The 13,473-nt window shown below is 43.4% G+C and carries 10 protein-coding genes; 3 read left to right on the top strand and 7 right to left on the bottom strand.

Features of this window, described 5'->3' with window-relative positions; genetic code table 11:
- Positions 1-10: 10 nt before the first annotated feature.
- Positions 11-934 carry an AraC family transcriptional regulator gene (locus tag ACWA2B_RS06840; RefSeq protein WP_029518889.1) on the bottom strand — a complete coding sequence of 308 codons (924 nt, stop codon included), beginning with the start codon at positions 932-934 and terminating at the stop codon, positions 11-13.
- Between the two features lie 185 nt (positions 935-1,119).
- Here ACWA2B_RS06840 and ACWA2B_RS06845 point away from each other — a divergent pair, with 185 nt between their 5' ends.
- On the top strand, positions 1,120-1,866 hold the full coding sequence (locus ACWA2B_RS06845; protein WP_449291830.1) for an SDR family oxidoreductase: 747 nt from the start codon (positions 1,120-1,122) through the stop codon (positions 1,864-1,866).
- Between the two features lie 265 nt (positions 1,867-2,131).
- On the opposite strand, the gene ACWA2B_RS06850 is transcribed toward ACWA2B_RS06845, so the two are convergent.
- The 6 genes from ACWA2B_RS06850 to ACWA2B_RS06875 form a co-directional block, all read right to left on the bottom strand.
- Complete coding sequence (locus tag ACWA2B_RS06850; RefSeq protein WP_029518891.1) at positions 2,132-3,631, bottom strand: malate:quinone oxidoreductase; 1,500 nt, start codon at positions 3,629-3,631, stop codon at positions 2,132-2,134.
- A 238-nt stretch (positions 3,632-3,869) separates the two neighbouring features.
- Positions 3,870-4,658: a class I SAM-dependent methyltransferase gene (locus ACWA2B_RS06855; RefSeq protein WP_341071417.1), complete on the bottom strand. Its 789-nt coding sequence runs from the start codon at positions 4,656-4,658 to the stop codon at positions 3,870-3,872.
- A gap of 138 nt (positions 4,659-4,796) precedes the next feature.
- Positions 4,797-5,660, bottom strand: coding sequence for a hypothetical protein (locus ACWA2B_RS06860; protein ID WP_341071418.1), 864 nt, complete (start codon positions 5,658-5,660; stop codon positions 4,797-4,799).
- Positions 5,661-5,831: 171 nt separating this feature from the next.
- Complete coding sequence (araA, locus tag ACWA2B_RS06865) at positions 5,832-7,256, bottom strand: L-arabinose isomerase (protein WP_029518894.1); 1,425 nt, start codon at positions 7,254-7,256, stop codon at positions 5,832-5,834.
- A gap of 38 nt (positions 7,257-7,294) precedes the next feature.
- Positions 7,295-7,990 (bottom strand): L-ribulose-5-phosphate 4-epimerase, encoded by a 696-nt coding sequence (locus ACWA2B_RS06870; protein WP_013373853.1) that lies wholly within the window; start codon positions 7,988-7,990, stop codon positions 7,295-7,297.
- 1 nt (position 7,991) lies between these two features.
- Complete coding sequence (locus tag ACWA2B_RS06875; protein WP_341071421.1) at positions 7,992-9,605, bottom strand: xylulokinase; 1,614 nt, start codon at positions 9,603-9,605, stop codon at positions 7,992-7,994.
- A 291-nt stretch (positions 9,606-9,896) separates the two neighbouring features.
- Between ACWA2B_RS06875 and ACWA2B_RS06880 the strand changes: the two genes are divergently transcribed.
- Both ACWA2B_RS06880 and ACWA2B_RS06885 read left to right on the top strand, forming a co-directional pair.
- Complete coding sequence (locus ACWA2B_RS06880; RefSeq protein WP_341071423.1) at positions 9,897-10,979, top strand: GntR family transcriptional regulator; 1,083 nt, start codon at positions 9,897-9,899, stop codon at positions 10,977-10,979.
- Between the two features lie 211 nt (positions 10,980-11,190).
- Positions 11,191-13,185, top strand: coding sequence for a serine hydrolase (locus ACWA2B_RS06885; RefSeq protein WP_029518897.1), 1,995 nt, complete (start codon positions 11,191-11,193; stop codon positions 13,183-13,185).
- The last annotated feature ends 288 nt before the right edge of the window (positions 13,186-13,473 follow it).

Raw genomic sequence — 13,473 nt, forward strand, 5'->3', positions numbered from 1 at the left:
GATAAACTTCTCAATCAACTGAGACACTAAGAGAATTACGCAAATGTTTAACATCACTCATCGGTGGCCGTCCAAACATGCGTCCATATTCTCGGCTGAACTGCGAAGGACTCTCATAGCCAACGCGAAAGCCTACAGTGGCGGCCTCCAATCCCTCCGAGAGCAGTAAGCGGCGTGCAGCCTGCAGTCGAATGGCCTTCTGATACTGCAGAGGACTTATAGCCGTTACCTTTTTAAAGTGCTTGTGTAAGGAAGAAGGGCTCATGTTTACTTCCTTCGCCAATTCCTCGATCACAAGAGGCTTAGAGTAATCGCGGGTAATCAGATGGATCGCTTTGGAGATGCTATGTGCATAGCTGCCAACTACGGCAAATTGCCTGATTAAAGCTCCCTGCTCACCTTGTAATACACGATAAAGGATCTCGTGCGTGATAAGCGGCGCAAGAAACTGAATATCCGCAGGCGTATCCGAAAGTCTGACAAGCCGAAGCAGCGCATCAAGCAGCAGAGGGTCAAATTGGCTCACCAGTATGCCGCGTCCAGTCTTAACGTTACATGGAGGAGGACTCTTCTTGATAATGTCCAGGATGGCGTCTGGACTAATGGATAATTGAAGACTGAGATAAGGAAGCTCCGACGAGGCTTGAGTTATTTTACCAGTTACGGGAAGTTGAACTGATGTGACCATGTAGGTTGTTGGATCGTACACATAGTTTTCTCCAGCCAGCATTGCTGTCTTTGAGCCTTGCGCAACCACGTACAGGGAGGGCATATGGACCGTATGATTCAGCTCGGACACATGGCTTGCACGTCTGAAATAAAGTCCTGGCACAGACGAAACAAACGTACCGTCCGAAGACGCGCGTTGATCAATCAGACGAATCAGTTCTTGTAGATTCGTAGAAATATCAGAGGGGGGAGGAGACGAAACCATTCATGCTTCACCTTCCTTTCCGTTGAACGCTAATATTGATGTGCTAATTATATGCACGCCGAATAGGATTAGGCAAGAATTGGACTTGATCGGTCTACCTGTCTCAATTGAATTCTACTTAAAATTTACTTGCAAGGCCAACAAAGGGCCTAAGGCAAATAGATCAAAGAAAGAAGGATGGGGCTATGAGTTTGGAAGGAAGAATAGAGAACAAAGTCGTCGTGATTACAGGTGCAAGCAGCGGAATTGGAGAAGCAACAGCACTGTTGCTTGCCGACCGTGGAGCAAAAGTCGTGCTTGGCGCGCGCGGGGTGGACCGCCTTGAAGCACTGGCGACACGTATTACGAATAGGGGTGGCGAAGCTGTCTATGCACGCACTGACGTGAGACGGCGCGAGGATCTATGCAACCTCGTTACTTTGGCTTGCGAACGATACGGGAAGCTGGATGTTCTCGTCAGCAACGCTGGCGTTATGCCTATATCCCCTCTCGATGATCTGCGCGTGGAAGATTGGGAGCACATGATTGACGTCAACATTAAAGGCGTTTTGTATGGCATTGCTGCAGCGTTGCCTGTCTTTCGCAAACAGGGTTTCGGACATTTCGTGAACACTGCTTCTACTGCAGGACACAAGACCGTTCCGAACCAGTCGGTCTACTCTGGTACGAAGTTTGCCGTACGCGCCATCTCAGAGGGGTTGCGCCAGGAGGCTGGTGATAAACTGCGCGTAACCATCATTTCGCCAGGTATTGTGCAGACAAATTTCACCGAAAGTTTAACAGACCCGGCTATAAGAGATCAACTCGCCGTCATCCGGGATAAACTAGCCATGACACCAGACGCGGTAGCCCGCGCAATTGGATTCGCAATTGAACAACCGGCTGACATTGATGTGAACGAAATCGTGATCCGTCCAACCGCACAAATATAACATAAATAGATAGGGGCACCTCCTCTTGTGAGTGCGCCCCTATCTATTCATACATAAAGCTTTACCATGGAAGCTGTTCATCCATGTGACATCGAAAATGCAGAAGGATTGCAAAACTTTGTTTTGTTAAACAAACATTTTTAGCGGTGGGGATTTTCTTCCCACCGCTTGGTGTTGTTGCTTATTGGACTCTAAAATATATCGTAAGATTACTGTGCTTTTTATTAAAAATATTTGGATGATCGAGTTACTAGCCATGTAAAAATTAACGATGAAGCGGTTCCCTTTCGCCCAGACCGAGCACCTCCGTTGTGGAGTCATAAATTTCTTGGTAAAGCTCTGGGTTTTCCGCTAGTGACACCCCATAAGAAGGAATCATTTCTTTTATTTTTGGTTCCCACTCTTCCATATGTTGTGGGAAGCATTTTTCCAATACTTCCAGCATAACGTGAACAGCAGTAGAAGCACCCGGAGAGGCGCCGAGCAGTGCAGCTATCGAACCATCAGCAGCACTAACCACTTCTGTACCAAATTGAAGTGTTCCTTTACCGCCCTCCGTATCTTTGATCACCTGCACACGTTGACCCGCTACCACGATCCCCCAGTCCTCGATTTTGGCGTTCGGAATAAACTCGCGTAATTCTTCCAGACGCTTTTCATTCGATAACATCACTTGCTGAATCAGGTATTTGGTCAATGCCATCTCTTTTGCGCCTGCCGCCAACATCGTGATGAGATTATTGGGTTTTACAGATCCGATCAAATCCAAATTTGAGCCCGTTTTCAAGAACTTCGGTGAGAAGCCGGCAAACGGTCCAAATAGCAGTGCTTTTTGGTTACCGATATATCTTGTATCCAGATGCGGAACAGACATGGGAGGAGCACCAACCTTAGCTTTACCGTATACTTTCGCATGATGCTGGGCGACAACCTTAGGATTGTTACATACCATAAATAGTCCACTTACCGGGAATCCCCCGATATATTTGGACTCAGGAATACCGGTTCTTTGTAGCAAAGGTAGACTTCCACCCCCACCACCGATAAAGACAAATTTGGCAGTATGGTATTCGATTTTACCGTTATCCAGATTATGGACTTTGACTTTCCACGAGCCGTCGCTCGCACGTTTAATATCCTTTACACTATGCTTGTAATTGATCTCAACGTTTTTACTTTTTAAATGCTCAAACAACATGCGTGTTAAAGCACCAAAGTTGACATCTGTTCCAGAGTCGATTTTGGTTGCCGCGATTGGTTCATTCAATGTACGGCCTTCCATAATTAGCGGAATCCATTCCTTCAGCTTTTCAGGGTCGTCGGAAAATTCCATGCCTTGAAATAGAGAAATAGTTGAAAGCGCTTTAAACCTTTTTTTCAAAAAAGATACATTTTTCTCTCCTGTTACCAAACTCATATGAGGTATTGGCTTGATAAAGTCCTGAGGATTACGAATCAAATGGCTGTTTACAAGAAAAGACCAAAACTGTCTTGAAAGCTGAAACTGCTCATTAATGTCTACAGCTTTACGAATATCTATAGATCCATCAGCTTTTTCGGATGTATAGTTCAGTTCGCACAGTGCAGCATGGCCTGTACCTGCATTATTCCATTCGTTAGAGCTTTCTTCTCCTGCGTTTGCGAGTTTCTCAAACACTTTAATTTCCCATTCTGGTGCTAACTCTTTTAGCAATGATCCCAGAGTCGCGCTCATGACTCCGGCACCAATTAAGATAACGTCTGTATTTTTCTGAATGCTATTCATAAAAACCTTCCTTATCTCTTATATTTGCAAAAAAGAGCAGGCCCTCCTGCTTAGGTGATACAAGAAGCAAGGCTCCACTCAGGAACATATCTTTTCTGTCTCTATTATAACTAAAATATAATCTTTTAAAAATTATATTGTCTATTATCTGATAATTATAAATCATTTCTGCTAAAAAGTGAGAATTTTCTTTGCAAAATAATAAGAATGGATCTCAACACGCTGTATTATGGGGGCTTCACTTACTAGCAGTAATAACAGACACTGACAATTCTTCGGTAAACACACCCGTGGAGTCCATATCTAGTAGAACAGATGTTAAATCATTTTCAAATCGTACTAAATTATCACCAAAAAGGCGTCTTGAAGCAAATGATGTAGAGTACAGATTTCCAATGATCGAATCAACAGTCCATGTATATGAATAACTCGGTAAAATATGTCTTTGGACATTTTTGAATCCAGATTTTCTTACAATATCCTCATACCTCTCCTTTGGGGGAGTGTAAGTGCTATTACCAGCTCTTCTTGCGTCTCCTAGCCAACGTCTCACTACTTCGTTGACCTTGAGTTGCCAAAGTAAGGGTTCCTGCTTCCCAGTATTATCAATAATAGCTACGCCACCATTAGTATCAGAACTGTTATACAGAATGTCAAGAATGGACTCTCTATCCATCCAATGAAATGCTTTCGCAATTATAACGAGGCGAAAGACACTCCAGTCACATACGCGCTCTTCCGCCCTTCCTTGTACCCATTTAACATTGTCCAACCTTTTATCACTGGACAAACGGTTTGCTTCATCTAGCATTTCTGATTCAGTATCTACACCTACTATTTCTTCAAACCAATCACTAAATCTTAGAGATAGCTGACCCGTTCCACATCCTAAGTCAAGCAAGCGACCTTCCCCATTCAGAGAAAACTTGTTAACTAAAAACCGAATAAGCGACGAAGGATAAGGAGGTCGATACCTAGAGTAGTACCAAGCGGTACCTTTAAATAGATCTGGACCATAATCACTCATAGCTTATAACCTTCTCTCTACTGAACTTTTAAAACATGAGAGTCACAGGGCTGCCTGTAACGGCAAGTTTTTGGGCCAATCTTTACGGGACAGGCCCTTTCTAATTGCACTAACGTTTCCTCGAATGAGCTTCATGGTTTATAAATACTTCATCATGATATTCGAAACAGTCTGTTGTTGATTCACCCAATCATAATCGGAGTTATCCATAACAAACGATTGAAAAGGAAGTTGCTCAATAATTTGTAATTCTAGCTCTCGTCGATATTCAAGGAACTGAATATATCCCTCGTACCCATGAAGCCCCTTCTTCCTTCCATAATCTTGCTCTGTATGGTACCAAATCGTGAAATCTAACCATTCTTGAGATCTCATCGTTTTTACTCGCTCAATCGTCTCACGCACATCAGGTTGCTTCAAATAGAACAAAATTGGATTTAACTCCTGAATTTGCTCCGCAATCTGTAATACATGCCGAACAAATCGATCATTTCCAGCATCATGCCGGGCGAGTAATGCACACCCTGGGTTCTGTAAAAAACAGCATTCGAGTATGATTAGCTTTTCCTTTTCTCGCTGATCTTTAACAAAAGACTTCCAACGTTGGATCATCAATTCGCAGTACTTTTCCACGGGTACTCCATCGCAGATTTCATAACGCTGGATTTCCTCATACAAACTAGAAGGAATTTTATTTTGGGCTGATTGCTGCGCAAGCGCATATGCGATTAAAGAGTCGTTGCCATTCAAAGATACGAACGGATCAATGTAATGAAACACCTCGGAATAGATTGATCGGAGCCGATCAAGTTCTTCGTTCGGCATACATGCAACCGATTCATAATCAGCGGGATGCCGTAAATTTCCTTCTAAAAATAGTTCCGATTCTATTTGATGTGTATTTAACATGTCATGTATGTATCTAGATAATGTGGATTTGCCAGAGCCAGGTATGCCTTCGACGATAACCAATTTCGTTTTCGTAGCTGGTACATTCGCCATAGTATCACATCCTTATGAATTAAATGATTACCTTAAGGAGAATCCAATTATCTCGTTATATCGCCAGATAGCTTAGGAACCTTTCCTTTATCTCGACATCCTTAGAAAACCAATAAAAAGCATTGGATCCTAAGGACTGACCCAATGCTTTTATAGATGGCTATCTTCTAGTTATTTAATAATTACGTATTCCAGGTTAACCAGTTTTGCATAAGTCACAATTTGGTCTGTGGTTAGATTCAAGGAAACCACAGTATGGTGACCGCCACCGTTCTCAATCCATGCCTTAACTCCATCCTGGAAGTTAGGCTTCACGTTCCACAGTACACGGGCTACCGGAAGATTTGGAGCAGGAACTGTCGGTTCAAATGCCGTAACCTCATTGATCAGCAGTTTATAATGAGTGCCAAAGTCAGCCATAGAAACAACCACACCGTCTCCTGCCTTGCCGTCAAATACCAGACGGGCTGGATCTTCACGATCGCCGATACCTAACGGAGAAACGATGACTTTAGGCTTGTTGCTCGCCAACGTTGGGTCAACTTCAAGCATATGGGATTGAAGGATCGATTCCTGACCAGCCGCTAATTCATAGGTGTAGTCTTCCATAAAGCCAGTGGATTGGTTATGGCTCATGACTTTAAGCAGGCGATCGAGCGCTGCAGTCTTCCAATCTCCTTCACCAGCAAATCCGTATCCTTGTGCCATCAAACGTTGAACGGCAAGACCAGGGAGCTGTTTCATACCATAGAGGTCTTCGAAGTTCGTAGTGAAGGCAGTATAGCCGCCATGATCCAGGAATCGTTTAATAGCAATTTCATAGCTTGCTTGCACTCTTACACTGGCTTCCCAAGCTTCCTTGCTATAAGTACCATAATCGAATTCATAAAGTTCAGAGTATTCCGCAAACAAAGCATCAATCTCTTCTTCTTTCACAGCATTGACGTACTGAACGAGGTCGCCAATTCCGAAGTAGTCAACGGTCCATCCAAATTGAATTTGGGCTTCGACCTTATCACCTTCCGTAACGCCAACATTACGCATGTTGTCGCCAAAGCGGGCGACTTTGATATTGAAGCTTTCGTTATAAGCAACCGCTACATCCATCCACTCTGCGATTTGTTTTTGCACTTCTGCACGTTCCCAGTAACCTACAACCACTTTATTCTGTTTCTTCAAGCGGGCGTTGATAAACCCATATTCACGGTCACCATGAGCTGCCTGATTGAGGTTCATGAAGTCCATGTCAATTGTAGCCCAAGGAATGCTTTCATTGTACTGTGTGGCCAAATGAAGTAGCGGCTTTTGCAGCAATTTAGTACCGCGAATCCACATTTTTGCAGGTGAGAAGGTATGCATCCAAGTGATGACACCAGCAACCTCATCACGATAGTTGACTTCTTTCATAAGGCTGGTGATTTTGTCTGCACTAACCGCCAGATCTTGCAATACAAGCGGATAAGGCAGAACGCCGCTCTTATTTAGGGCATCGGTCATTTCTTGTGCGTGTGCTTTGACTTCTGCTAATGCTTCTTCTCCATACAGATGTTGTGAACCTACGACAAACCAGAACTGTTTTGTACCTACTGTTGACATCATTCATCCTCTTTTCTTCATTTTTAGTTTAGTTGGTCTTACTTTTGCCCGTAGTAGGCGTCTTTCCCATGTTTGCGCAAATAGTGTTTATCTAGAATCCGCTGCGGCAATTCTTCAGCAAAATGATTCAATTCCCGTGCGAATAAATTCATTTTCGAAACTTCTTCCAACACGACGCTATTCATAACTGCGGATTTCGCATCTTTCCCCCAAGTGAAGGGAGCGTGACCCTTAAGCAGGACACCTGGCACTGCTAAAATATCCAGCCCGCGCTGCTCAAAAGTTTCGATGATGACACGGCCGGTTTCCGCTTCGTAACCACGGTCGATCTCCTCTTGTGTCAGGAAACGAGCACAGGGAACAGAACCATAGAAGGTGTCTGCATGAGTAGTCCCCATTACAGGTACATCCAGGCCTGCTTGAGCCCAAATCGTCGCCCAAGTCGAATGCGTATGCACAATACCGCCGATCTCTGCGTAGTGCTTGTAAAGTACGGCATGAGTCGGTGTATCCGATGAAGGTCTCATCTCTCCTTCAACAACATTGCCGTCAAAATCAACAACCACCATATCGCTAGGTTTCATCGTGTCATAACTAACACCACTCGGTTTGATAACGAATAAGCCACGCTCACGATCAACAGCGCTTACGTTACCCCAGGTGTATTTCACGAGTCCATGTTTAGGCAAATCCAGATTGGCTTGAAATACTTCTTCTTTCAGCTGCTCTAACACGTCAATTCCTCCAGTTTTCCACTAGATTATCTACAGCAGCCTGCTCAATCGCCAGGCCTTGTGTGTAGCGTTCTAAGAATGTTTCGAACCCCTTAACATCGGAACCGTCAGGATGAATTTCTTGTCCCTCAACATCTCTAAATACTTTTTGGTCGAGGAAGTCTTCCAGACTTTCTTGTTGATCCTTGTTCATCATGTAAGAAGCCAGAATAGCCATACCCCACGCTCCGCCTTCTCCAGCTGTTGACATCACGGATACCGGGACATTCATAGCAGCCGCAACAATCTTTTGTCCGACGATAGGGGTTTTAAATAAACCACCGTGAGCCAGAATGCTGTCAATTGCGACGTATTCTTTCTTCGTCAAAATATCCATTCCGATTTTCAAAGCAGCAAATGCAGTGAACAGATGAGTCCGCATGAAATTGGCCAAATTGAAACGGCTCTCAGGAGAGCGGACAAACAACGGTCTGCCTTTCTCTATTCCGGTGATATTCTCCCCTGACAAATAGCCATAGCTGAGTAAACCACCGCCATCTGGATCCGCTTCCAAAGCCTTATTCAGCAACACACTGAACAATTGATTCGGATCCGCCTTGTGCCCCATGGCCTCATAGAATTCACGGAACAAGCCCAGCCAAGCATTGAGATCACTTGAACAGTTGTTGGCATGAACCATCCCGACCGGATTACCATTCGGTGTGGTCACCAGATCAATTTCCGGATATACCGCTGAAAGGTCCTTCTCTAATACAATCATGGCAAAAACCGAGGTTCCCACAGACACGTTGCCAGTACGTTTTCTCACACTATTCGTAGCGACCATTCCTGTTCCCGCATCACCTTCTGGAGGACAAAGCGGAATACCAGGTTGTAAGTCTCCGGATTTATCTAAGATTTTCGCTCCCGCTGCGGTTAGTACACCTGCCTGCTCGCCTGAGATATGAACTTTAGGAATAATGTCTTGTAACTTCCAATCGTAGCCTTTGGCTGCAATGAGTTCATCAAACTGCTTAACCATCGACTCGTTATAATCATGTGTAGTCTCATCAATTGGGAAAATCCCCGAAGCGTCTCCGATACCAATTGCCTTATCGCCAGTCAGCAGCCAGTGGATATATCCAGCCAACGTCGTCATAAAATCAATATGAGGGACATGTTGCTCTTCGTTCAATATCGCTTGATACAAGTGAGCAATACTCCATCGCTCAGGAATGTTGAATTGAAATTTATCAGTTAAAGCTTTTGCTGCAGCCCCGGTTGTCGCATTCCGCCAAGTCCGGAACGGAACAAGCAACTCACCCTTGCTGTCAAAAGCCATATAGCCGTGCATCATTGCAGAGAATCCTATAGAACCAACCGTACGAAGGGTGACTCCATATTTTTGCTCAACCTCTTGCTTCATTTCACGATAAGCCTCTTGCAGGCCCATAATAATACTCTCTAAGTTGTACGTCCAATATCCATCTACCAGGAGGTTTTCCCACTCATAGCTTCCAGATGCGATGGTTTCAAAACGATGATCAATCAGCACTGCCTTGATACGTGTGGATCCAAATTCGATACCAAGTGAGGTTTCTCCCTTAGTAATCGCTTGTTTAGTGTCTTGATCCATGCTCACGTTACTCCTCTCTCTGAACAACTGTTATAATCGCATTAATTGAAAGAAGGCGCTTTCTTTTGTTTACAGCCTTAGTATATTTTTTGTGCGTACATTTGTCAACACAAAACCATAGTTATACTTACAAATACTTTGACAAACCGAGTGTTTTTCTAGTTTTAACTTTAGTATTTATACAGATAGGACAATAGATTATAATAAACTCATAATTATGCTAAAATATGTACATACAAATATTATAGATGCATTAATTAGTATTAGAACAACTTGGAAAGAAGGAATAAAGTGAAACCAAAGTATCAGGTCATCCTTGAGGATATAAAAAGCAATATTCTTTCAGGGGCATACAGCGTAGGAGAACAAATTCCAACGGAATTCGCTTTGCAGGATAAGTATAAAGTTAGTCGCCAGACGGTTCGGAAGGCTATTTTGGAACTATCCAACGAAGGTTTCTTAAGAAGTGAAAAAGGATCTGGCACCTATGTCAGTAACCAATTTCGCTCAAAGACTGGTGGGAACTCCAGTAATAAAACCATCGGAGTCATCACGACCTACATCTCTGATTACATCTTCCCCTCGATAATTCGCGGGATTGAAGCCAGATTAAATGAAGATAATTATTCATTACTATTAGCGAGTACCAATAATGATGTCGCCCAGGAAAAGAAAGCCTTGGAGATGATGCTGTCCTTTGGTGTGGATGGTTTGATCATTGAGCCTACGAAGAGCAATCTATATAATCCCAATATCGCTTATTATCTGACGTTCAAGGAACAGGATGTTCCCTTCATCATGATTAATGCCTATTATGAAGAGTTGGAAGTTCCTTACTTCTGCCTCGATGACGTACAATCCAGCTATCTGGCGACCAAAGAATTGATCGCTAACGGACACACACAGATTGGCATCATTGCCAAAATGGACGATTTACAAGGAAAGTATCGAATGAAGGGCTATATCAAAGCGCTTGGAGAAGCCAAATTACGGTTTCACCCAGAGCAAGTGCTCTCATTCTATACAGAGACAAAGCAGGACCTATCCACCAACTTGAAGAAATTCCTGACCGAACAAAGAGACGATTTAACCGCAATTGTCTGCTATAACGACGAGGTCGGACTAGAAGTTGTACATGTATGCAGACAACTTGGGATATCTGTGCCCGAAGACTTATCCATTATTGGTCAAGATAATTCCTATATTTCCAAGAATGCAAACATCAAACTAACGACATTAACGCACCCCCAGGAACAAATGGGACGTGATGCCGCCGATTGGGTTATTAAGAAACTTCAAGGGAAAAAGGATCTACGTAACCACACCTATTATCAGCCTGTGTTAATTGAAGGAGAGACGGTTAAGAAGAACTGAGGTAAAAAAGGATATGTAACTGTGGTGAATTTCCGTTTTTTCTGAATGACCCATCGCCCTTTAAACCTAGTGCCTAATTGTCATATGACACTTTGGAGTGACTTGGTATGGTGGGTGGCGAAATGTAACTTGTTGGTATGACAAGTCCTTTGCCATACTTGGTTTTGCCGGACGCTATAAGGCAAAAATACATTTCAAGGAGAAATCATTCATGAAAAAAATGATTCACACCAGTCTCGCGGTTCTACTATTATCTGCTACGGTAACTACCGCGTGTATGGCACCCAACGGCGCATCAGTTGCCGCACCCGTTAACGTACCAGTTGCATCTGAGAAGGCTAGCTTGGAGGGACCGCGAGATGCTAAGGAACTAGAAGCTTTTGCAGATGGCGTTTTTGCGGACAAGATGAAGAAGTATAATACAGTTGGTTCTAATTTTGTGGTCGTTGCAGGTGGGAAAGTGATGCTAAGCAAAGGTTACGGGTATGCCGACAAGGGCAAAAAAATTCCTGTTGATAAAAATACCGTTTTCCAAATCGGCTCTGTTACAAAGTCATTCACTGCATTGGCAGCTATGCAGTTGGTCGATAAGGGGAAAATGGATTTAAAACGCGATATCCAAGAGTATTTAGGAGGAATAAAGGTTCCGAATAAAACAGGAAAAAAACTGACGATGTTTGATCTACTTACATATTCAAGTGGATTTGATGAACCAGATATTTCCATGGAAATGCATCCAGAATACGCGGACAAATATTTTCCGATGAAGAAGTTCATTGCATCAAATATGCCAACTGTTGTCAGGACTCCAGGAGAAGCGTACACTTATGACAATTTTGGTTTCATGCTAGCGGGATATGCTGTAGCAAACGTAACGGGTATGTCATATTCCAAATATATGGAAAAGAATATTTTCAAACCGTTAGGCATGAATTCGACGAATGTGCGGTTTACCCCCCAATTGTTAAGCAGAATGGCTGCTCACTATGGACCAACAGGCGAACTGATACCCTTGGACGGGTTTAAACCAACGGAAAAACCTGAAGGCGGTATCGTCTCAACAGCAGATGACATGGCGAAGTACCTTATTATGCACCTGAACAAAGGCAAGTACAAAGGTAAAGAAGTAGTGAGTCCAAAGAGCATAGAGCAAATGCACACATACCAATTATTCCCTGATAAGGAGTTCCCGGTCACAACAATTGGATTCGAAGGCTACTTCAAAGAGAAGATGAATAATCAGCATGTGATTCTAAAGGGAGGAAATGTTACAGGGCATTCTTCCTTGATTGTTATTCTGCCTGAGAAGAATACAGCAATGTACATGTCCTACAATAACGACTCCATGATGAGTCTTGACGTGTATGAAGAATTTATGAATCATTATTATCCGAGAAAATCAGAACTTCCAAAGTCAACCTACGCGACAATAAGTGAGCAGCAGGCCCAAGACTACGTGGGATTATACCAAAACACGCGTATCGCTGCCTTAAGGACGAAGGTTTCGTATTCGGACGGGAAATTAATAATGGAGACAGGAACATCAGGCAAACATACACTAAAAATGATCCACCCTTTATTATTTGAAGATGAATCAGGTAATAAATTGACGTTTAATAAAAATCAAGCAGGCCATATTGCATATTTGTATTACATGCAACTCCCAGACCTCGTTGCTTATGCGCAAAAAATAAACATTGATTCACCATTTTCTGATGTACCTGCGGATAGTAAATATATTCCATATATAAACAACCTTAATGCTTTGAAAGTCATGAGCGGAAAATCAGCCCACCTCTTCGATCCGAAAGGAACGATGACTCAGAGAGAATTCTCAGAAGTGCTGCTGCGCGCCCACGGGTGGTATAAACAACCTTTCATGATTGAACCGAATACAAAACAGATGATGGCCGGACTACGTAATTATCAGCCTAATTCTCCTATCACTAGACAAATGGCGGCGGTAATGATCCAGAACCTGAAACAGGTTGAGCCTGGAATTAAGGTTAAATTGGGTGGCGAAACGGATGCTTGGGCAGTTAAAGCCATCACAGCTCTTGTTTCCCAAGGTATCATGGACCCGAATACCAAGATCAATTTAGACGGCTCCATAGACTTCCGCTCCAAACAGCTTTTGAAGCGTCAAGAAGCCAGTGCCTTGTTGGATCAAGCATTTAATTACTATACGTTGCCAATCAGTCACTAATTCAAAAGGATTAAGTAAATTTTCTACCGTAAAGGACAGTGCTTACTTCGGGATTAACGAAAAAAAGCGCGAGTGCAGGGGGGGATTTCCCCATGACTCGCGCTTTTTGGCTCATCTCGCCCATTCGAGGATGTTATGGGCAAGCAAAAGCCAACCGATAAGGGCACGGTACTAGCAGGCACCTAAGGAGGCGTACCGAAAGTCTGCCGACCGCGATTGGTCTCAGGCTTCCCTCACAAGGGGGGTATCTGCCTTTTTGTAATTGCCAATTCCTATAATGGTACTTTA

This window comes from Paenibacillus sp. CMM36 (genome assembly GCF_053570945.1).